The organism is Amycolatopsis sp. 2-15 (assembly GCF_030285625.1).
In the GTDB taxonomy this organism is placed as follows: domain Bacteria; phylum Actinomycetota; class Actinomycetes; order Mycobacteriales; family Pseudonocardiaceae; genus Amycolatopsis; species Amycolatopsis carbonis.
On sequence record NZ_CP127294.1, the window covers coordinates 4,362,196 to 4,382,209 of the forward strand.

General features: G+C 71.4%; 23 protein-coding genes. 12 read left to right on the forward strand and 11 right to left on the reverse strand.

Translation table 11 applies throughout. From position 1 onward, the window contains the following. Positions 1 to 2 precede the first annotated feature (2 nt). From QRX50_RS21630 to QRX50_RS21640, 3 genes are read right to left on the reverse strand one after another with little or no spacing between them, the layout of a single operon-like run. The gene (locus QRX50_RS21630; RefSeq protein WP_285973726.1) at positions 3 to 1,601 is read right to left on the reverse strand and encodes a glycoside hydrolase family 13 protein; all 1,599 of its coding nucleotides are present in this window, start codon (positions 1,599 to 1,601) and stop codon (positions 3 to 5) included. After that, entirely contained in the window at positions 1,601 to 1,990 is a 390-nt protein-coding gene (locus QRX50_RS21635) for a globin (protein WP_285973727.1), read from the reverse strand. Before QRX50_RS21635 ends, QRX50_RS21630 begins: the two co-directional genes overlap by 1 nt. A 33-nt stretch (positions 1,991 to 2,023) precedes the next feature. Beyond that, positions 2,024 to 3,004: a mechanosensitive ion channel family protein gene (locus tag QRX50_RS21640; protein WP_285973728.1), complete on the reverse strand. Its 981-nt coding sequence runs from the start codon at positions 3,002 to 3,004 to the stop codon at positions 2,024 to 2,026. 398 nt (positions 3,005 to 3,402) lie between these two features. Between QRX50_RS21640 and QRX50_RS49605 the strand changes: the two genes are divergently transcribed. Beyond that, the gene (locus QRX50_RS49605) at positions 3,403 to 3,855 is read left to right on the forward strand and encodes an HNH endonuclease (RefSeq protein WP_220246993.1); all 453 of its coding nucleotides are present in this window, start codon (positions 3,403 to 3,405) and stop codon (positions 3,853 to 3,855) included. 170 nt (positions 3,856 to 4,025) lie between these two features. On the opposite strand, the gene QRX50_RS21650 is transcribed toward QRX50_RS49605, so the two are convergent. Next, positions 4,026 to 4,415, reverse strand: a complete 390-nt coding sequence (locus QRX50_RS21650; protein WP_285973729.1) for a hypothetical protein — start codon at positions 4,413 to 4,415, stop codon at positions 4,026 to 4,028. Between the two features lie 285 nt (positions 4,416 to 4,700). Between QRX50_RS21650 and ctaJ the strand changes: the two genes are divergently transcribed. Both ctaJ and QRX50_RS21660 read left to right on the forward strand, forming a co-directional pair. Further along, positions 4,701 to 4,955, forward strand: a complete 255-nt coding sequence (gene ctaJ, locus QRX50_RS21655; protein WP_285973730.1) for an aa3-type cytochrome oxidase subunit CtaJ — start codon at positions 4,701 to 4,703, stop codon at positions 4,953 to 4,955. Next, the gene (locus QRX50_RS21660; RefSeq protein ID WP_285973731.1) at positions 4,942 to 5,436 is read left to right on the forward strand and encodes a DUF5130 family protein; all 495 of its coding nucleotides are present in this window, start codon (positions 4,942 to 4,944) and stop codon (positions 5,434 to 5,436) included. The genes ctaJ and QRX50_RS21660 overlap by 14 nt, the downstream gene beginning before the upstream one ends. Positions 5,437 to 5,535: 99 nt before the next feature. On the opposite strand, the gene pepN is transcribed toward QRX50_RS21660, so the two are convergent. After that, entirely contained in the window at positions 5,536 to 8,112 is a 2,577-nt protein-coding gene (gene pepN, locus QRX50_RS21665; protein WP_285973732.1) for an aminopeptidase N, read from the reverse strand. A 183-nt stretch (positions 8,113 to 8,295) separates the two neighbouring features. On the opposite strand from pepN, the gene QRX50_RS21670 reads away from it, so the two are divergent. After that, positions 8,296 to 8,916: a mycothiol-dependent nitroreductase Rv2466c family protein gene (locus QRX50_RS21670; protein ID WP_285973733.1), complete on the forward strand. Its 621-nt coding sequence runs from the start codon at positions 8,296 to 8,298 to the stop codon at positions 8,914 to 8,916. 4 nt (positions 8,917 to 8,920) lie between these two features. Here the strand turns inward: QRX50_RS21670 and QRX50_RS21675 are convergent, their stop codons facing one another. Further along, on the reverse strand, positions 8,921 to 9,724 hold the full coding sequence (locus QRX50_RS21675; protein ID WP_285973734.1) for an MBL fold metallo-hydrolase: 804 nt from the start codon (positions 9,722 to 9,724) through the stop codon (positions 8,921 to 8,923). Further along, the gene (locus QRX50_RS21680) at positions 9,721 to 10,467 is read right to left on the reverse strand and encodes a 2-phosphosulfolactate phosphatase (RefSeq protein ID WP_285973735.1); all 747 of its coding nucleotides are present in this window, start codon (positions 10,465 to 10,467) and stop codon (positions 9,721 to 9,723) included. Before QRX50_RS21680 ends, QRX50_RS21675 begins: the two co-directional genes overlap by 4 nt. 45 nt (positions 10,468 to 10,512) lie before the next feature. Between QRX50_RS21680 and QRX50_RS21685 the strand changes: the two genes are divergently transcribed. Together QRX50_RS21685 and QRX50_RS21690 are read left to right on the forward strand one after the other, a co-directional pair. Then, the gene (locus QRX50_RS21685) at positions 10,513 to 10,986 is read left to right on the forward strand and encodes a ribose-5-phosphate isomerase (protein ID WP_285973736.1); all 474 of its coding nucleotides are present in this window, start codon (positions 10,513 to 10,515) and stop codon (positions 10,984 to 10,986) included. Next, complete coding sequence (locus QRX50_RS21690; protein WP_285973737.1) at positions 10,986 to 11,795, forward strand: Fpg/Nei family DNA glycosylase; 810 nt, start codon at positions 10,986 to 10,988, stop codon at positions 11,793 to 11,795. The genes QRX50_RS21685 and QRX50_RS21690 overlap by 1 nt, the downstream gene beginning before the upstream one ends. 1 nt (position 11,796) lies before the next feature. Here QRX50_RS21690 and QRX50_RS21695 read toward each other — a convergent pair whose 3' ends face one another. Then, positions 11,797 to 12,366 (reverse strand): TetR/AcrR family transcriptional regulator, encoded by a 570-nt coding sequence (locus QRX50_RS21695; protein WP_285973738.1) that lies wholly within the window; start codon positions 12,364 to 12,366, stop codon positions 11,797 to 11,799. Positions 12,367 to 12,436: 70 nt separating this feature from the next. On the opposite strand from QRX50_RS21695, the gene QRX50_RS21700 reads away from it, so the two are divergent. Then, positions 12,437 to 13,201, forward strand: a complete 765-nt coding sequence (locus QRX50_RS21700; protein ID WP_285973739.1) for an SDR family NAD(P)-dependent oxidoreductase — start codon at positions 12,437 to 12,439, stop codon at positions 13,199 to 13,201. A 130-nt stretch (positions 13,202 to 13,331) separates the two neighbouring features. On the opposite strand, the gene QRX50_RS21705 is transcribed toward QRX50_RS21700, so the two are convergent. After that, the gene (locus QRX50_RS21705) at positions 13,332 to 14,141 is read right to left on the reverse strand and encodes a hypothetical protein (RefSeq protein WP_285973740.1); all 810 of its coding nucleotides are present in this window, start codon (positions 14,139 to 14,141) and stop codon (positions 13,332 to 13,334) included. Between the two features lie 142 nt (positions 14,142 to 14,283). Here QRX50_RS21705 and QRX50_RS21710 point away from each other — a divergent pair, with 142 nt between their 5' ends. The 3 genes from QRX50_RS21710 (at position 14,284) to QRX50_RS21720 (ending at position 15,910) form a co-directional block, all read left to right on the forward strand. After that, positions 14,284 to 15,168, forward strand: a complete 885-nt coding sequence (locus tag QRX50_RS21710) for a TIGR03619 family F420-dependent LLM class oxidoreductase (RefSeq protein WP_285973741.1) — start codon at positions 14,284 to 14,286, stop codon at positions 15,166 to 15,168. A 1-nt stretch (position 15,169) separates the two neighbouring features. Then, positions 15,170 to 15,610, forward strand: coding sequence for a nuclear transport factor 2 family protein (locus tag QRX50_RS21715; protein ID WP_285973742.1), 441 nt, complete (start codon positions 15,170 to 15,172; stop codon positions 15,608 to 15,610). Between the two features lie 147 nt (positions 15,611 to 15,757). Beyond that, positions 15,758 to 15,910 (forward strand): hypothetical protein, encoded by a 153-nt coding sequence (locus tag QRX50_RS21720; protein WP_285973743.1) that lies wholly within the window; start codon positions 15,758 to 15,760, stop codon positions 15,908 to 15,910. A gap of 198 nt (positions 15,911 to 16,108) precedes the next feature. On the opposite strand, the gene QRX50_RS21725 is transcribed toward QRX50_RS21720, so the two are convergent. Then, positions 16,109 to 16,738, reverse strand: a complete 630-nt coding sequence (locus tag QRX50_RS21725) for a DUF6000 family protein (RefSeq protein ID WP_285973744.1) — start codon at positions 16,736 to 16,738, stop codon at positions 16,109 to 16,111. A gap of 89 nt (positions 16,739 to 16,827) precedes the next feature. On the opposite strand from QRX50_RS21725, the gene QRX50_RS21730 reads away from it, so the two are divergent. Beyond that, on the forward strand, positions 16,828 to 17,955 hold the full coding sequence (locus QRX50_RS21730; protein WP_285973745.1) for an acyl-CoA dehydrogenase family protein: 1,128 nt from the start codon (positions 16,828 to 16,830) through the stop codon (positions 17,953 to 17,955). Then, a complete protein-coding gene (locus QRX50_RS21735; RefSeq protein ID WP_285973746.1) occupies positions 17,948 to 19,321 on the forward strand; it encodes an NtaA/DmoA family FMN-dependent monooxygenase in 1,374 nt (457 codons plus the stop codon). Before QRX50_RS21730 ends, QRX50_RS21735 begins: the two co-directional genes overlap by 8 nt. Here QRX50_RS21735 and QRX50_RS21740 read toward each other — a convergent pair. Further along, the gene (locus QRX50_RS21740; protein WP_285973747.1) at positions 19,287 to 20,012 is read right to left on the reverse strand and encodes a maleylpyruvate isomerase family mycothiol-dependent enzyme; all 726 of its coding nucleotides are present in this window, start codon (positions 20,010 to 20,012) and stop codon (positions 19,287 to 19,289) included. The two genes, QRX50_RS21735 and QRX50_RS21740, sit on opposite strands and share 35 nt — an antisense overlap. Positions 20,013 to 20,014: the final 2 nt, after the last annotated feature.

Sequence of the window (20,014 nt, forward strand, 5' to 3'; positions counted from 1 at the left end):
GCTCAGACGAGCCACGCCGCCGAGTCCGGCGGCAGCCTGCCGTCCACGAGCGGGCTGCTGGACAACAGCAGCTCGCCGGGCGGCAGGGCGATCGAGCTCGCCGACGTGTTCAGCGCGCAGATCAGCCCGCCCTTGCCGCCGCGGCGGAACGCGAAGCAGCCGGCGGGCGCGCCGTACCACTCCAGCTCGTCACCAACGCGGAAGGCCGCTTGCGTCTTGCGCAGCTCGACGGCCCGCCGGTACAGGGACAGCGTGGACGACGCGTCTTCCAGCTGGCGTTCCGCGGTGAGCCCGGCCCACTCGGGCGGCATCGGCAGCCACGTGCGCGGGTTGCGCGAGAAGCCGAACGGCGGCAGCGAACCCTCCCAGGGGATCGGCGCGCGCTCGGGATCCCGGCTGAACTGCGGGCCCTGGCTGCGCGCCCGCGGGTCGGCCATCGCCTCGGGCGGGGTCTCGACGTTCGGCAGGCCCAGTTCTTCGCCGTTGTACAGGTAGACCGCGCCCGGCAGCGCCAGCTCCACGAGCGCCATGGCCCGCGCGCGCCGCAGCCCGGCCGCGCCGCCGCCGTACCGGCTCACCGTGCGCCATACGTCGTGGTTGGACAGCGTCCACGTGGCGGGTGCGCCGGCCGCGCGCGGCACGGCCAGCGACCGCTCGATCGACGTGCGCATCGCGTCGGCGTCGAAGTGCGTGAGCACCAGGCGGAAGTTGAATGCCAGGTGCAGCTCGTCGGGCCGCAGGTAGCGCGCGAGGCGCTCGTCATCGTGCACCCAGATCTCGCCGACGGCCATCGTGTCCGGGTACTCGTCGAGCACCTTGCGGATCATCTGGTGGACCTCGTGCACCCCGTCGTCGTCGAAGCGCGGGTCGTAGTGCTCGCCGCCGCCGAACCCGGCCGCGCGCGGGTCCATGTCGGGCAGGCCGGGCGGCTTGGCCATGCCGTGGGCCACGTCGATGCGGAAGCCGTCGACGCCGCGGTCGAGCCAGAAGCGCAGCGTGCGCTCGAGGTCGTAGCGCACGTCGGCGTTGGCGTAGTTGAGATCCGGCTGCTGCGGCGCGAACAGGTGCAAGTACCACTGCCCGTCGGGCACGCGCGTCCACGCGGGCCCGCCGAACACGGAAACCCAGTTGTTGGGCGGTTCCGAGCCGTCGGGGCCGCGGCCGTCGCGGAAGACGTAGCGGTCGCGCTCGGGGCTGCCGGGCGCGGCGGCCATGGCGGACTTGAACCACGAGTGCCGGTTGCTGGTGTGGTTCGGGACGATGTCCACGGTCACCTTGATGCCGCGCTTGTGCGCCTCGGTGAGCAGCACGTCGAAGTCGCCGAGGGTGCCGAACATCGGGTCCACGTCACGCGGGTCGGACACGTCGTAGCCGTGGTCGGCCATGGGGGAGCGGTAGAACGGCGTGAGCCACAGCGCGTCGACACCGAGCAGCTCCAGGTACCCCAGCCGGCTGCGGATGCCTTCGAGGTCGCCGACCCCGTCGGCGTCGGAGTCGGCGAACGAGCGCACGTAGACCTCGTAGAAGACGGCGTCGGCCCACCACGCCGGGCGGGGCGGGTCCTCCGGCGGCCGGCGGTGGCCCGCCACCCCGCGTCTCATCAGACGAAGCTGTTCATCATGCTGTTGGCCGCCATCTCGAGGTAGGCCCACAGCTGCTCGCGGTACGGCTCGGGCAGGTTCTCCTCGTCGACCGCCACGCGGATCGCGCGCAGCCAGGCGTCGCGCTCGATCGGGCCGATCTTGAACGGCGCGTGGCGCATCCGCAGCCGCGGGTGGCCCCGGCGGTCGGAGTAGGTGTGCGGGCCGCCCCAGTACTGGATGAGGAACAGCCGGAAGCGCTCCTCGGCCGGGCCGAGGTCCTCCTCCGGGTACAGCGGGCGCAGGATCTCGTCGGTCGCCACTTCTTGGTAGAAGCGCGCGACGATCCGCCGGAACGTCGGTTCACCGCCCACGGCCTCGTACAGGTTCGCGGGTTCGGAGCCACTCACAGTCGACACCCCTCCATCTTGCCCTTACCGCGGCTACTTGTCGGCGCCCGGTGCGGACAAGTACCGGCCGAGCGGCGGCTCGAAGCCCGCCTCCTCCAGCGCGGCGAGCAGGTGCGCGCGCAGCGCCCGCTGCACGGCCCACTGCTTGCCGGGCCGCACCTTCACCGTCAGCCGCAGCTGGATGCCCTCCGGGGTGACCTTCTCCACGCCCAGCATCTCCGGCGGCTCCATCACGTTGACGGAGAGCGCGTCGCTCTCGGCCGCCTTCGTGGCCGCGTTGGTGAGCACGGTCGTGGCGAGGTCGACGTCGGCGGAGTAGCCCAGCGGCACGTCGACCACGGCCACGGCGAAGCCCTGGCTGGAGTTGCCGACGCGCAGCACCTCGCCGTTGCGCACGTACCAGACGGTGCCCTGCAGGTCGCGCAGCGTGGTGATGCGCAGGCCCACGGCCTCGACCGTGCCGGTCGCCGCGCCGATGTCGATCACGTCGCCGACGCCGTACTGGTCCTCGATCATCATGAAGATGCCCGACAGGAAGTCGCGCACGAGGTTCTGCGCGCCGAACCCGAGGGCGACCCCGACGATGCCCGCCGACGCGATGATCGGCGCCAGATCGATGCCCAGCTCACCCAGCACGAGGATGAACGCCAGGCCGTAGGTGAAGAACGTGGCCATCGACTTCAGCACCGAGCCGATGGTCGTGGCCCGCTGCCGGCGCCGCTCCACCACGGCCGGGCCGAGCACGTCGGGGGCGCGTTCGCGCAGCGGTCTCAACAGGGCCGGCAGCTTGCCGTTGCCGCCGCGCGGCAGCGTGGTCACGCGGTCGATGACCCGGCGTGTGAGATACCGCACCACGAACGCGAGGACCAGGATCAGGATGATCCGCAGCGGCTTGGTCACGAGCCAGCCCGCCGAACCGGCGAGCCACTCGTTGTGCGTGATCGAAAAGACCTGCGAGCACCACGTGCTGGGGTCGGAGATGCACGCTGGCGGGGCGCTGAGCACGGCGTTCACGGGGTGGAACAGTCCTTCCGTCGCTTCGGTTCACCCAACGGCAAGTGGATGTTGGGTCGCGGGCACGTGACACGTCACGTAACACACGTGCACTTTGGGGCTGATGTGTGGTCGACTATGCCTGCACCGGTGGAGGTGGTCGAGTGCCAGACCGACAACCCGTCCCCCTCGGCGGCGCCGGCCAAGCCATGGCCGAGCAGTCGCCGGAGACGGTCCTGCGCGCCTGCCCGGGAGGTTCCGCACCCGGCGGAACGAACCCGGCCGGGCCGGGGACCCGACCAGGGGGAGTTTCCCGTCCGCCCGGACAGCGTAGAGGCCGGGACCCGGCGACCCCGCCCTGGGGCCGTCGTCGCGTATTGCTGCTGAACGCCACCTTCGAGCCCCTCACCGCGTTGCCCATGCGGCGCGCGGTGGTGCTCGTGATGTGCGGCAAGGCGGAAGTCGTCCACGGTGACCCGGGTGGCGTGGAGCTGCACGCCGCGACGGTGTCGCTGCCCGTCCCGTCCGTGATCCGGCTCAGCACGTATGTGCGCGTGCCGTACCGCGCGAAGGTGCCGCTGACCCGGGCCGGGCTCATGCACCGCGACCGGTACCGCTGCGCCTACTGCGGCGGCCGGGCCGAGACGATCGACCACGTCCTGCCGCGCAGCCGCGGCGGACCGCACAGCTGGACCAACTGCGTGGCCTGCTGCGCCAAGTGCAACCACCGCAAGGCCGACAAGCTCCTCTCGGAGCTGGGCTGGCGCCTGCGCGTGGTGCCGAGGGCGCCCCACGGCCCGCACTGGCGCCTGCTGGCGCACTCCAAGGAGGCCGACCCGCTGTGGCGGCCGTACTTGGGTTCCGCGGCCTGACGGACTGTCTGACGGGCTCGTCGGAAGGCTCTGACACGTCGGCGCCCCGGCTGCCTGTGCGGCGGCCGGGGCGAGCCGATGAGTCGCTGAACCCTGCCCGCGCGTGGTCCGCGCGGCGGCTTCAGCTTCACGCGCGCGCCCTTCTCATGGGTGCGCGCGTTCTGCTTTTCTCAGGCGGCCAGCGCGAAGTCGGCCTGCGAGGTCACGCGGGTGCCGCGGGTGACACGCGTACCCCGGGTGACCCGGGTGCCGCAGGTGACGCGCGTGCCGTTGGTGACTCGGGTGCCACGGGTCACGCGGGTGCCCCTCGTGACGCGGGTGCCCCTCGTGACGCGGGTGCCGGCCGTCACGCGGGTGCCGTTGGTGACGCGCGTGCCGCGGGTGACCCGGGTGCCGCGCGTGACTCGCGTGCCGCCGGTGACGCGGGTACCGCGAGTGACCCGAGTACCGCGGGTAACCCTTGTGCCGGACGTCACACGCGTTCCGGTCAGGAATTCGGTCTCGCTGGGTGACGAAATGGGCTCGATGATCGCCTGGGCGGGGGGCTGGACGCTCTGCATGAGGTGGCCTCCTGGGACCGGTGCGTGACCTGCTGGGGCTGAGGAGCGGACCGCAAGGCCCGTACAGGTGAAAAAGCTACGAGCATTTCAGTGCGCCGACAAGACAAGGGCGACTGGTACGGCCGCCTGTACGTTGAGTTGCAACCTTTCGGCCCGCCCGGCTTCGCCCCAACGTTCCAGCGCGCGCGAGCCAAGCGGCGGACGGGCGCTCCCGCACGACGAGCGGTCGCCTCCCGGCGCGGCGCCGCGCGGTGGCCACCAGGGCCATCCGATACGCTCACCGGCGTGAACGTTGTCGAGACGATCCTGGTCTACGCGGTCATCCCCCTGGCCATCTACTTGGTGGTCGGTGCGGCCACCCTGCGGAAGAAGTTCTCGGGGACGCCGCGGTACCGGCCGGGACAGCCGTGGGAGTACCCCGCGATGTGGTGGACCGCCAACCCGGAGGGTGTCGGTGCGGGCCACCACGCCGTCGATCCGGGCTCTGTGGTGCCCTCGGGCGCCTTGACTGCTGCCGGAGGCGCACGTGGCAAGTGGTGAACTCGCGCACTCGGCCACTGCGGTCGAGGTAGCCGAGAAGGACCTCGCTTTCGGCGAGGTCATCACGAACAGCGGTCGCCTTTCGGCGGCCAAGATGTACGAGCCGAGCGAGCCCACCAGCCCGTTCTCGGTCCAGCAGCTCGCCCGCCTGGACGAGGCGCTGACCTTCGCGACACGCGAGTCCGGCGTCGCCTTCAGCGTCTACCTCGGCGACCTCGGCGAGGACACCCGCGCCGGCGCCGAGAAGCTGCTGGCCTCGACCGAGGACCCGGCCAACTCCGTGGTCCTCGCGGTCTCGCCCGCGCAGCGCGCGATCGAGATCGTGATCGGCGAGCGCTCGCACGTTCGCCTGCCCGACCGCGGCGCCAACCTGGCCGTGGCGAGCATGGTCGCGTCGTTCAAGGAGGGTGACCTGGTCGGTGGCCTCGTCAATGCCCTGCGCATGCTGAGCGACCAGGCCGGCCCGGAGCCGAAGCACTGACGTCTTCCTGACGCGCCGAAGGGGGCCTCCTCGAGAAGTCGAGGAGGCCCCCGTCGACGTTTCCGGGTGGGCCGCCACGCATGAGCGGCCCACCCGGGTTCAGGCCTGGCTGTCGAACTCCCGCGCCGCGAGTGCGCGGACGATGCCGGCGCGGCCTTCGGACACGAGCCGGTGCAGCGCGGCCGGGTGCTCGCCCTTGAGCCACTCGTCCGACGCCGCCACCGTGGCGGGCTCGACGGCCCACGACGGGTAGAGCCCGATCACGGTCGGCTGGGCGCGCTCGCTGGAGCGGCGCGTCCAGACCTCGTCGATGACCTCGAAGTAGCGCTCGACGTAGCTGCCGAGCAGCTGCTTCTGGCCCGGGTGCGAGAAGCCCGAGATGAGGGCGTCGCTGACGGCGTTGGGGATCTCGTCGTCGTAGACGGCGCGCTGCCACGCGTCGGCCTTGGCCTCAGCGGTCGGCTGCAGCGCGCGGCACCGCTCGGCGTGCCGGCGGCCCGCGGCCGTGTCGTCCTTGGCGAGCTCGGCTTCGATGTCCGCGGTGCCGGCCTTGCCGTGGGCCACGAGCGCCTGCAGCAGGCGCCAGCGCAGGTCGGTGTCCACGGTGAGGCCGGGCAGCGGCGCGGAGCCGGCGAGCCAGCCTGCGACGACACCCAGCGTCGCCTCGTCGAGCACGCCGCCGGCCAGCGAGTTCACGAACGCCAGCTGGTGGTCGGACCCGGCCTCGGCGCCCTGGGCGAGCTCCAGCAGCCGCCCGGTGAACGCCGGCCAGCCCTGCTCGGCGGCCCACTTCTGGTCCGCGTACGAGTTGAGCGCCGTCTGCGCCTGCAGCAGCAGCCGCTGCACCACGCCGACCTCGCTCTCGGCGTGGATGCCGCGAGCCGCCAGCGTGACGAAGTCGCGCGCCTTGAGCTCGGCCTCCCGCGTCATCTCCCACGCGGCCGACCAGCACAGCGTGCGGGGCAGCGGCTCGTCGATGTCGGCGATCCGGTCGATCAGCGTGGTCAGCGACGCCGGGTCGAGGCGCATGCGGCAGTAGGTGAGGTCGTCGTCGTTGACCAGCACGAGCTTGCCCGCCGGCTTGCCCACCAGCGCGGGCACCTCGGTGCGTTCGCCCGACACGTCCAGCTCCACGCGCTCGGTGCGCACGACCTTGCCGGCGCCGGCACCAACACCGTCGTCGTACACGCCCACCGCGACGCGGTGCGTGCGCAGCTCACCGGCGCCCGGCTTCGCGCCCGTCTGCACCACGGCGAACGACGCGAACGTGCCGTCGGCCGCCACCTCGTAGCGCGGGCTGAGGGAGTTGAGCCCGGTCGTCTCGAGCCACTGCGCGCTCCACCACGACAGGTCGCGCCCGGACGCCTCTTCCAGCGCGGCCAGCAGGTCGGCCAGCGTGGCGTTGCCCCACGCGTGCTTTCCGAAGTAGACCTTCAGGCCGTCGAGGAAGTGCTCGATGCCCACGTAGGCCACGAGCTGCTTCAGGACGCTCGCGCCCTTGGCGTAGGTGATGCCGTCGAAGTTCACCTCGACCGCGTGGAGGTCGACGATGTCGGCCGCGATCGGGTGGGTGGAGGGCAGCTGGTCCTGGCGGTAGGCCCACGACTTCTCGATGTTCGCGAAGCTGGTCCACGCGTTCTTGTACTCGGTGGCCTCGGCCTGCGCGAACACGCTCGCGAAGGTCGCGAACGACTCGTTGAGCCACAGGTCGTCCCACCAGCGCATGGTGACCAGGTCGCCGAACCACATGTGCGCCATCTCGTGCAGCAGCGTCTCGGCGCGGCGTTCGTAGGCGTAACGCGTGACGCGGCTGCGGAAGACGTAGTCCTCCAGGAAGGTCACGGCGCCGGCGTTCTCCATCGCGCCCGCGTTGAACTCCGGCACGAACAGCTGGTCGTACTTGGAGAACGGGTAGGGCGTGGCGAACTTCTCGTGGAAGAAGCCGAAGCCCTGCTTGGTCTCCACGAACAAGCGGTCGGCGTCCATGTGTTCCGCCAGCGACGCGCGGCAGTAGATCCCGAGCGGGATCGTGCGGTGGGCGTCGGAGAACTCGTCGCGCCACTCGGCATACGGGCCGGCGATGAGCGCGACCAGGTACGTCGAGATCCGCTCGGACACGGCGAAGTTCGTCACGCGGGCGCCGTCGGCAGTGTCCTCTTCGGTCTCGACGAGCGCGTTGGACACGATCTTCCAGTCGCGCGGCGCGTGAACCGTCAGCTTGTACACCGACTTCAGGTCGGGCTGGTCGAAGCAGGCGAACATGCGCTTGGCGTCCGCGGTCTCGAACTGCGTGTAGAGGTACACGCCGTTGTCGACCGGGTCGACGAAGCGGTGCAGGCCTTCGCCGGTGTTCATGTACCGGCAGTCCGCGGTCACCACGAGCTCGTTGTCCGAAGCGAGCTCCGGCAGCGCGATGCCCTTGTCTTCGACGTAGGTGCTCACGTCGAGGTCGGTGCCGTTGAGCACGGCGGAGCGGACGCCCTCGGCGACGAGGTCGATCCACGACGACTCGCCCGGCCGGGTGGCGGAGAAGCGCACTGTGGTGGTGGAGAGGAAGGTCTTCTCACCGGGACCGCCGTGGCCGTCGGTCAGGTCCAGCACGATGTCGTAGGACGCGACATCCAGCAGGCCGGAGCGCTGCTTGGCTTCGTCACGAGTCAGGTTGGGGGCGGGCACGGGCACCTCTGGTCTTCGATTCCGTTGCGGTTTTCGGGCTGTCGAGCATCCAATCATGCGAAGCGGTCCTCGAGCGACGGGGAACAACCGGGCCTGTCGCGCGCGTTGGCCGTGATTGGGGGGATACCCCCCTCTGCAAAAGGCATGCCTGCCGATGTCGAACCTCGCGAGGAGCTCGTTGAGATGACCGCTGCGTCCCAGCCCACCAAGGTGGACTTCTACTTCGATCCGATCTGTCCGTTCGCGTGGATCACCTCGCGGTGGATCCTCGAGGTCGAGAAGCACCGCGAGCTGGACCTGAACTTCCGGATCATGAGCCTGTCCGTGCTCAACTCGGGCCGGGAAGAGCTGCCGGAGCGCTACCAGGAACTGATGGACAAGGGTTGGCGCCCGGTCCGCGTGGCCACCGCGCTGGCCGCCGCGAAGGGCCAGGAGGTGCTGCGCGACTTCTACACGGAGTTCGGCACGCGCTACCACAACGAGGGCAACAAGGACTTCGACGTCGTCCTCAAGGAAGCCCTCGAAGCGGTCGGCGCGCCGGCCGAGCTGATCGAGGCCGCCGACTCGACCGAGTACGACGAGGCCCTGAAGAAGAGCCACCACGAGGGCATGGACCCGGTCGGCATGGACGTCGGCACGCCGACCATCCACGTCGACGGCGTCGCGTTCTTCGGCCCGGTGCTCAGCTCGATCCCGCGCGGTGACGCCGCCCTGAAGGTGTTCGACGGCGCGGTCGCGATGGCGAGCTACCCGGACTTCTTCGAGCTCAAGCGCACGCGCACGGGCGAGCTGAACTTCGACTGAGGTCTCACGGGGTCGCGAACGCGGCCCTCGTGACGCCGGCGGGGTAGGGCGAGGCCGCCACGGCTTCGTCCGCCCCGCTGGCGCCGGCCGCCACGGCGGCCTTCAGCTCGTTGAGCCGGCGCAGCCCGTCGCGGTGCTCCCGGACGAACCCGGGGTCCACGGGCTCGCCGTGCCCGGGCACCACGATCCGCGGGCCGAGCGCGAGGATCGCTTCGAGCGCGCCCGGCCACTCGCCCAGGTGCGTCTCGTCGCTGAACGAGTACTCCGTGAAGCCCTCGGGCCCGTGCTCCACCACGTCGCCGGCGAACACGACACCCGCGTCGGGCACGTGCACCACCAGGTCGTGGTCGGTGTGCGCGCGGCCGGGGTGCACGAGCGCGACGGTGCGGCCGCCGAGGTCGAGCTCCGCCCGGTCGGTCACGAGCCGGTCGGGCGGCATCAGGCCGGTCCGGTCGAGGGCGTCGGCGATCTCCGGCTTGCCTTCCGCGCGGTAGCGCGCGCTCCACTTGGCTTTGGCGGTTTCGCCGTGGTCCAGCAGCTCGCGCAGGCAGCGTTCGTGGGCCCAGACGTCGCACGGCAGGAACGGCGTGGTGCCGAAGCTGTGGTCGAAGTGCGAGTGGGTGTAAACGACGCTCCACGGCAGGTCCGTCAGCTCCCGGACGGCCGCGGCGAGCTCCGCGCCCTGGTCGACGTCACCACGCGTGTCGATCACCAGGCAGCGCTCGGCGCCGATCACCAGCCCCGTGGTCAGGTCGAGCTCTTCGTAGCGGCGCGCGTGCACACCTTCGGCCACTTCGGTCCAGGTCATTCCGCCTCCAGGGTTTTCCCGCGCAGGGTGGGCGCGGTGGTGCTGACGTCCGTTTGCGCGGCGAGCTCGACGTCGCCGGGGTGGCCCGCCGCGGCCAGTTCGCGGCCGGACGAGCACGTGCGCAGGGCCTGGGCCACGTCGGTGCCCGCGTAGGCCGTTGCTGCGAGAGCGGCTTCCGCCGAGAGCGTGCGGCCGTGGCGGTCGAGGGCCGCGACGATCGCGCCCGCGCCCAGCTGGTCTTCCACGCACGGGCGAAGCGGTCCGAAGTTCCGGCCTTCGCCCAGCAGGTCGATGCCCCAGCGTTCGCCGGCCGGGATCACGCCGACGGGCCGCCCGGCCGCCAGCTCCAGCGCCTTCACCGCGACGGCTGAGGCGTTGCGCAGGCAGCCGGCCAGCACATGGGCGCCGGTGGCGGCGGCCGCGGCGGTCAGGGTGGCGCCGTTGGGCGAGGGCAGCGCGAGCAGTGTGCCGGAAGGGATGTCCGTCACAGAGGAAGGCCGCAACGTCCACGCTTTCTCACCCGCGACGACCGCCCCCGCGGCCCGCGCTTCGGCCACACCGCGTTCGTCGCGCCAGCGCACCGGCAGCACCCGTCCGCCGCGCGCGGTGACGAGATCCACGGTGGTGCAGAAGGGAAGCACGTCGACCACCACGAGCACCGCACACGCATCGCCGAGCGCCGTGACACCTTCGGCACCCCATTCGAGCCGGACGCCGTTTCCCGGCTGCGCCCACGTGTCCACCCCCAGAGCATGCCCGCCACCGGCGGTGATGGCAGACTCGCCGCTGTGCGTGTCTACTTGGGATCCGACCATGCCGGTTTCGAGCTGAAGAACCACCTGGCCAGCCACCTCGCGGGTCAGGGACACGAAGTCGTTGACGTCGGTCCGCACACTTACGACCCGGTCGACGACTACCCCGCCTACTGCGTGGCCGCGGCGCTGCGCGTGTCCGGCGACGAGGGCAGCCTCGGCATCGTGATCGGCGGCTCGGGCAACGGCGAGCAGATCGCCGCCAACAAGGTGCCCGGCATCCGGGCGGGTCTCGGCTGGAGCGTCGAAACGGCGAAGCTGTGCCGTGAGCACAACCACGCGCAGGTACTCGGCGTCGGCGCGCGGATGCACACCGTCGAGCAGGCGGTCGAGATCGTCGAGGCCTTCCTGGCCACCGAGCCCTCGCCGGAGGAGCGCCACGGACGCCGGATCCAGCAGCTGCTCGACTACGAGCGCACCGGCACGCCGCCGCCCCTGCCGGAAGCCTGATGCCCGAAGGGCACACCCTCCACCGCCTCGCCCGTCTGCACAAACTCCGGTACGCCGGCGCGCCCGTCTCGGTGTCCAGCCCGCAGGGCCGGTTCGCCGACGAAGCGGCGAAGCTCGACGGGCAGGTGCTGGAGTCGGCCGAGGCGTACGGCAAGCACCTGTTCCACGACTACGGTCCACACGGGACGGTGCACGTCCACCTCGGCCTGTACGGCACGTTCGGCGAAACGGCGCTGCCCGAGACCGAACCGGTGGGCCAGGTGCGGATGCGCCTGATCGGGCGCACGCACTGGACCGACCTGCGCGGCCCGACCCGGTGTGAGCTGCTCGACGCGGCCCAGGTCGACGCCATCAAGGCGCGGCTCGGGCCCGACCCGTTGCGCCGCGACGCCAAGCCCGACCTCGCGTGGGACCGGATCTCGCGTTCGCGCACGTCGGTGGCCGCGTTGCTGATGGACCAGGCGGTGCTCGCCGGGGTCGGCAACGTGTACCGCGCCGAGGTGCTCTTCCGCCACGGCGTCGCCCCGATGGTGCCCGGCCGCGCGCTCGACCGCGGGCTGTGGGACGAGATGTGGGCCGACCTGGTGACGTTGATGCGCCACGGCGTGCGCATCGGCCGCATCGACACGGTGGCCCCGGAGCACATGCCGGCCGCGCAGGGCCGTGCGCCGCGCGACGACCGGCACGGCGGCGAGGTGTACGTCTACCGGCGCGCCGGGATGCCGTGCCTGGTGTGCGGCACGCCGGTGGCGCACCAGGAGCTCGTGGGGCGGAACCTGTACTGGTGCCCGTCCTGCCAGCCCGCCTGAGTCACGCGGTGAGGCCGTCCAGCAGCAGGTCGAGTCGTTCGGCCAGCGCGGCGGCCAGGTCGAACGGCGGCGCGTCGTCGGTGAGCCAGCGGCGGAGGGTGTCGCCGTAGATCGCGGTGACCACTTCGGCGACCGTGCGCGGCGGGAGTTCCGCGCGCAGTTCGCCGCGGTCCTGGCCTTGGCGGATCGCGTCGATCGTCGCGTCGGGCACGGGGTGCTGGTGGGCGACGACCTCGTCGTGGCGCAGGCTCACGTGCAGCATGCGGGTCAGGGTGCGTTCGCGCTCGTTGATCGCCGCCAGCGCGGCGAAGTAGCGGTGCAGCCTCGTGCGTGCGGGTTCGTCGGAATCGACGACGGTGCGCAGGCGGTCGCGCCGGTCCTGGCCCCATTCGACGAGGAAATCGCGCTTGTGCGGGTAGTGGTTGAGCACCGTCTGGCGCGCGACGTCGGCCTCCGCGGCGATGTGGTCGATCGTCGTCGCTTCGTAGCCGCCCTCCTCGAACAGCTTGAGCGCGGCCGTGAGCAGGCGCGCCCGCATCCGGGCCCGGTTCGCCTCCCGTCGTCCAGTCACGGCACCAGCGTACCGAAACTTGGACTTGAGACTAAACTTAGGCTGGAGACCACACTTTGAAGGAGTGCACATGCAGGTGGACATCCGCGACAAGGTCATCGTCATCACCGGCGCGGCGCAGGGGCTGGGCCGCACGCTCGCGCTGGGGCTGGCGCGCGAGGGCGCGCGGATCGCGGTGCTCGCGCGCAGCTCGGCGAAGGCGGCGGGCACCGTGGACGAGATCGTCGCTTCGGCGCCGGACGCACCGAAGCCGATGGCCGTGGTGGCGGACGTGTCCGACGAGAACCAGGTCCGCGCTGCGGCCGAGGCCGTCGACGCGCGCTGGGGCCGCGTCGACGCGCTGATCAGCAACGCCGGCTGGATGCCACCCGCCGGCACGATGCGCGTGCTGGACTTCGAGCTGGCCGATCTGCGACGGATCCTCGACAGCAACCTCGTCGGCTGCTTCCTCGTCACCAAGCACTTCGCGCCGATCATGATCCGCGGGGGCGGCGGGCGGATCATCTACGTCGGCAGCATGGTCGGCACCCAGGCCGGTCCCGGCTCCGGCGCGTACGGCGCGTCGAAGGCCGGCGTGCACCTGCTGAGCAACGTGGTGCACCAGGAGCTGGCGGACCAGGGCATCCGCACGGTCGCGCTGGCCCCCGGGCTCACGGTCACGCCGGGCATGCGCGTGGCGGCCAGCGAGGACCACATCGCGCGGGTGAGCGCTCGGTATCCGGGCGGGCGCGTCGGTCAGCCGGAGGACATCGTGCCGTTCGCGGCCTTCCTGTGCAGCCCGGCGGCCGAGCACCTGTCGGGCACTCTGGTGGGGATCCGGCCGATCACCGGGTGAGTCCGATGTGGACTCTGTCGACGAACTGGTTGGCGCGCTTCGGTTTGTGCGGATCACGGGAAACGGTGAAGGGCGCCTCGATGAACTTCGAGACGCCCTTCACCGTGTCGAGCTCTTGTTCGTGCGCGGGTCAGAAGTCGAAGCCGCCGCCGCCGAATCCGCCGCCGTCAAAGCCGCCGCCGTCGAAGCCGCCGAAGTCCTGGCCGCCGCCGTCGCCTCCGTCGAAGCCGCCGCCGTCACCGCCATCGCCGCCGTCGCCGCCCTGGTCGCCGGACTCGATGGCGTCCTGCTGGCCGGCGTCGTAGCCCGACTCCCAGGCCGAGGCGCTCGCGATGCCGCCCATGCCGGAGAACATGGCGCTGAACAGGAACATCGAGCCCAGGCCCCACGCGCCGGCCACGAGCGCGGGCTTCCACCACGGCTCGCTGTACCAGCCCTGCGGCACCGGGCGCCCCGCCACGCGGCCGCCGGGGTAGTAGTACGGCGTGTCCTGGCCGGGGTCGGGCGAGGCCTCGTAGTGCTGGCCCTCGACGTCGACCTTGCGGTGCTCGGTCACCTTGCCGGCGCGCTCGCGCTCGGCCTCGTCCGGCAGCGCCGGGCCCGGGTCGAGGCCCATGGCCGTGCGGGCGGCGCGGACGTAGTAGAGGCCCTCGACGGCGGTGTCCTTCACCAGCCGGGCCTGTTCCACGGTCTTGGCCTGTTCCATCTGGGAGCCGGCGGCGTTGTAGCGCTCGCTGGCGTCGGCCATCGCCTGCTGGGAGGCCGTGTCGGTGCCGGAGATGTTGAGGACCTGCCCGCCGAGGCGTTCGACGAGGCGGCGCGCGTCGGCCTTCGCGTCGTCGAGCTGCCGCTGCCGCGAAGCGGCCTGCGACCGGGCGAAGTACAGCCCGCCTCCGACGATCACGACGACGAGCACGATCAGCAGGATCGCGGTGCCCATTGGTCACTCCACGTGGTGAGCTTGTCTCGGCGGCCCCGCGGCCGCCTTTGAACCGGACAACGCGGACAGTACGCTGAGGGTTCCCGGGAGGTGACGGGGAGCACCCCTGGCCGGGCAAAGTAGAACACGTTACAGTCGGGGTATGAAGTTCGCCCTGTCGATCGCGATGAACCCCCTCGATCAGCTGGGCGAGCTCGCCCGCGCCGCCGAAGAGGCCGGATTTTCCTCGATCGTCCTGCCGGATTCGCTGTTCTACTCGGAGAAGGTGTCGGCGGACTACCCGTACACGCCCGACGGCAGCCGGTTCTGGACCGAGGAGACGCCCTGGGTCGACCCGCTGGTGGCGGCCGCGTCGATGGGCGCGGTGACCGAGCGGCTCGAGTTCTACACGTCCGTGCTGAAGCTCGGCTCGCGCAATCCGGTGCTGCTGGCGCGTCAGGTGAACTCGGTGGCGGCGCTGACCGGCGGCCGGTTCGGTCTCGGGCTCGGTATCGGCTGGTCGCCGGAGGAGTTCGAGTGGTGCGGCGCGCCGTACGAGCGGCGCGGCAAGCGCTTCGACGAGGCCATCGAGGTGCTGCGCCTGATCCTCGACGGCGGCATGGTCGAGTTCCACGGCGAGTTCTTCGACTTCGACAAGCTGCGCATGAGCCCGACGCCGCCGAAGCGCGTGCCGTTCTACATCGGCGGGCACACGGACATCGCGTTGCGCCGGGCCGCGCGCGTGGGCGACGGCTGGTCGTCGGCGATGATGACGCTCGACCAGCTGCGCGACACGATCAAGCGGCTCAAGGAACTGCTGGCCGAACGCGGGCGCGAGGCCGATCCGTTCGAGTTCCAGGCGGTGTGCGTCGACCGGTTCGGGCTCGACGGCTTCCGCGAGCAGGCCGAGGTGGGCGTGACCGACGCGATCACCATGCCGTGGGTGTTCGAGGGCCTCGGGTTCGACGCCGCAGTGGGCCCGAAGGTCGACGCGATCCGCAAGTTCGGCGTCGAGGTCATCGCGAAGTTCCGCGAATCGGGGGAGTGACATGAGTGTCCAGGTCAGCTGGGACGTCGACGCGGACCAGCCGCCGGCTCGCCTCGCGTCGTTCCGATCGATGACGTCGGTCGCGGCGGGCGACAAGGACGCCTGGCTGGCGCTGTTCGCGCCGGACGCCGTGGTGGAAGACCCGGTGGGCCCGTCGATGTTCGACGAGCCGGGCAAGGGCCACCGCGGCCACGAGGGCATCGGCGCGTTCTGGGACCTGACGATCGCGCACGTGGAACGCTTCGAGTTCGTGATCCGCGACTCGTTCGCGGCGGGTGCGGAGTGCGCGAACGTCGGCACCATCACCACGTACCTGCCCGGCAGCTACCGCGTCGACACCGACGGCGTCTTCGTCTACCGCGTGGGCGGCGACGGGTTGATCACGTCGATGCGCGCCTTCTGGGAAACCGACCGCGCGATGGCGACGGCGCGCCAGGTCTGAGCTGCCCGATCCCCTCCGCGGGCCGGCCGACCGGCCACTGTTCGGCGCGCGGCCCCTCCGGGACGCCGGCGCGCCGGCTTACGGTGAGCGCATCGTGACTCGTGGTGTGCACCTCGTCGGCAGCGTGCCGCTCGGGACTCGGAAACGGTGTTCCGCGCGGTCTCGTCGCACGTCGGCAAGTTCGTGCGGCGGGTGACGGGCGGCGAGACGGGTGTCCGGTCGAACTGGACGTTCTGGCAGCGGGCGGAGTTCGATCGCACCCCCGGCCTGGTCACCGACGAGGTCCACCGCGGCGAGTAAAGCAGCACGCCCCAGTACCGGCCGGCCGGTCCCGCTTCGGCGGTGTGTTTCGGCTCCCGCAAACGCATCGCCGCCGCACTATCCACTGTGGACTCCTTCGGCATCCCACGGAATGCGGCTTCGGCCGGCGCCCACCTGAGACGGTGCCGGGCTTGCTGGCCTTGCACGCGGCGGCGGCGGAGCTCACGCCCTGACCCGTTACGGGGCGGAGGGCAGGGCCTTCATGCACTGGTCGGCATACGAGCACTGGTCGGCGATGAGGTCACGGGACTGGTCGAGCGACACCGGTACGTCGGCGAGATCAAGTGGGAACCTCGCGTGCAACCAGCGGGCCCAGGGGCCGTTGTCCGCCAGGAACTGGGCCGCGTGGTCGGTCCCGAGCAGCCCGTCCAGGTAGGTGAGCGCGCCCATGGCCGAGTCCTGCTCGCCGCGGTCGGTGCGGGGCAGGAACGCGTGGAGGTAGTCGACCAGCACGCGCGCGTCCGCCTCCGTGCCGAGTCGTGCCAGCGCGAAGCAGAACCCGCGGCCGGCGTAGGCGCGTTCGTTCGCGAGCAGCAGTTCGCCGATCCGTTCGCGGTGCGCCGCTCGCCGAGCGAACGCGACCAGCCACGAAGCCGTCAGCTGCGCGCGCCATTCGTAGCCGAGCAGCAGCTCGAGCTCGCCGTCGGTGACGCGCACTGCGTCCTCGGCCAGCGCGCGGCCGAAAGGCTGCCGCACCGCCGGGTCGCTCAGAAACGGGGTGTTGACCAGCTGCAGGTACCTACGGCCCGGCGTGACGTACGTTTCGACGACGGCGTTGAGCGCGGGCTCGTGCCGGTGGATGCGCATGCGAGGATTCTGCCCGCGAGAGCGCCTGACCACGAAGGCCTTTTCCTGGCAAGATCGCCGATCGGGAGCTGCCGAACAGGGGAGGCGTCATGGTTGCTGCACATCCGCTCGGCCCGCCGGCTCACGAGCAGCACTGGGTGGACCTCGCGGCGCGGCTCGCCGGGGAGTTCGCGCGGACCGCCGCCGAGCGGGACCGGACCGGTGAGCTGCCCGTCGGGAATCTCCGCAGGCTCAACGCCAGCGGGCTCGACGCCGCGGTGCTGCCGGCGGAGTACGGCGGCCAGGACCTCAGCTACCGCAGCTACGGCGCGATCGTCCGGGTGCTGAGTGCGGCGTGCCCGTCGACGGCGTGTGTGTGGGTGATGCACATCGGCGCGGTGGCGGGGCTGGTGGAGATGTCGGAGCCGGACGTGGCGCGGTTCTTCGCGGAGCGGCTGGGGGACGGGGCGCGGTTCGCGAACGCGTTGAGCGAGCCGGCGGGCGGGAACCTGTTCCTGCAGTCGCAGCAGCCTGCGGAGGCGGTCGAAGGCGGGTTCCGGCTGAGCGGGGAGAAGCGCTTCTCCTCCGGGTGCGAGATCGCCGACCACTTCCTCGTCAACGCGAAGGTCGACGGCGTCTCCACGTTCTTCGGGCTCGACGCCGACCCGGCGACGATGACGTTCCTCCCGAGCTGGGACGCGATGGGGCTGCGCGCGAGCGGCAGCCAGCTGATCCGCTTCGACGGCACGCTCCTGCCGCACGAACGCCGCTGCCCGCCGTCGAAACGGCGGCGCCCCAACCATATCGGGGCGGGCGTGGCGGCGTTGTCGCTCGGGGTGGCCGACGGCGCGCTGGCCGCGTTGCGGGAGCACGCGCGCGCCCGGAAGGTGCTGCCGGGCGGCGGGACGGTGGCGGAGCAGCAGTGGGTGCGCTTCGGCGTCGGCGAGCTGGAGAGCCGGCTGCAGGCCGCCGCGATGTTCGCGCAGTACATGTGCTGGCTCGCCGACGAGAACTCGCCCGATTTCCTGTCCGCGACGGTGCGTGCGAAGCTGCTGGCCAACGAGATCGCGCGCGAGATCGCCGACCTCGGCGTGCGCGTGGGCGGCGGATCGGGGTACCTGAAGACGTCGCCGATCGAGCGCTGGTTCCGCGACGCGCAGGCGGGCTGGCTGATGGCCTACTCCGCCGAGATCTGCAAGGACGTGATCGGCGCGCAGGTGCTGGGCGACGATGCCTGAGCGGATGTTGTTCAACGCGTTCCACATGTTCGCCGTTTCGCACCACGCGCAGGGGTTGTGGGCCGAGCCGGACAGCCGCCAGCTCGGCTACACCGATCCCGCGATGTGGCTCGACCTCGCGCGGACGCTGGAGCGCGGCCGGTTCGACACGCTCTTCTTCGCCGATGTCCTTGCGCCGTACGACACCTACCGCGGCTCGCGCGACGCGGCGGTGCGCGAGGGGATGCAGTTCCCGACCGGTGATCCCTCGGTGCTGATCCCGCTGCTCGCCTACCACACGGAGCACCTGGGGTACACGTTCACGCAGAACATCCTGCAGGAGCACCCGTACCCGTTCGCCCGCAAAGTGTCCACTCTGGACCATCTGACCGGCGGGCGGGTGGCGTGGAACATCGTCACGTCGTTCCTGCCGGGCGCCGGGCGGAACCTCGGGTACGGCGGGCTGCCGGGCCACGAGGAACGCTACGGCCGCGCCGAGGACTTCACGCAGGCGGCTTTGAAGCTGTGGCTGCACAGCTGGGAAGACGGCGCGGTGCTGCGCGACCGTGCGCGGCGCGAGTTCGCGGATCCGGCCAAGGTGCACGCAATTGTCCACAATGGACCATGCTACCAGCTCGACGGGCCACACCTGAGCGAGCCGTCGCCGCAGCGGGTGCCGGTGCTGTTCAACGCCGGCGTCTCGCCGACCGGCCGCGCGTTCGCCGGCCGGTACGCGGAGTGCCTGTTCATCAACTCCCAGGACCCCGCCGAGGCGGCCCCGATCGTCGCCGACGTGCGCCGGGCGGCGGCCGCCGCGGGCCGGAACCCGGCGTACATCAAGGTTTTCGTGCCGCAGTCGTACCTGCTCGCCGGCACCGAGGCCGAGGCCCGGCGGCGCCACACCGAGCTGCTGGAGCGCCAGACGGTGGAGGGGAACCTGGCGCGCGCGTCGGTGTTCGCCGGGCACGATTTCGGTCTCGACGCCCCGGACGCGCTCGTCGGTGACCTGCGCCGGCGCGAGGTGTCGGAGCCCGTGCGCAAGCTCCTCGCCACGACCACGCGTGACGACTGGACGCTCGGCGAGCTGATCCTCAGCCGTACCAACAAACGTGTGGTGGGGACGCCGGAGCAGATCGTCGAGAACATCGCGCGCTGGCGCGACGCGGGTGTCGACGGGATCAACCTCGAGTACGTGATCTCGCCGACGAGCTTCACCGAGTTCGTGGACCACGTCGTGCCGCTGCTTCAGGCCCGCGGCCTGATGCAGCGCGAGTACCGGCCGGGGACGTTGCGCGAGAAGCTTTTCCCGGGCGGTGGCCCGCGGCCGCCGCGGGATCACCCGGCGTGGGAGCTCAGGCCGCGCTGTGGGCCAGCCAGTGGTCGATGAGGCGGCGATCGCCGGTGATCGTGACGTCGTCGGCGAGCCGGCGGCGGGTGAAGACGAGCAGGAGGTCGGTCAGCGGGCCGGCAAGTGTGACTTCGGCGTCGGCGGTGCCGCGGGTCCATTCGATGCCGTCCGGGGTGCGGGTGAGGTGCCAGCCCTCGGCGTGGTCGGGGAGGAGTCGCAGGGTCTGACCGGTGCCGCGCAGCTCGGCGACGTCGGGTTTGAGCGTCTGCGTGGCGGGGTGCGCGAGCAGTTCGAGCCAGTCGGTGATCGCGTCCTCGGCGAGCTCCGGGGCGACGGAGAACGCGCGGCCGGCGGCGTCGGCGTGGTGGACGATGGTGTCGTTGAGCATGCGGCGCAACCAGAACGTGGCGGGTCCCGGACCGAAGAACGTCCACACGGGACTGTCGGTGGTGGACACCGCGTCGACGAGGTCCGCGGCTCCGGCCTGCAGCCAGCCGGACCAGCCGGCCGGGTCACCGGGGTCCGCGTCGAACGGGTCGGGCACGGGCGAAGGGCCTGAGCGGACGATGCTCGCCGACCAGCGGTGCGCCTGGCCGACGTGCCCGACGAGCACGCGCAGCGGCCAGTCGGGGCACGTCGGCACGCGGGCGTCGGGGTCGGCTCCGGCCGCGGCTTTCGCGAGGGCGGCGGTGTGGTGCTGGAGAGCGTCGGCGAGTCGGGCGGTGTCCATGG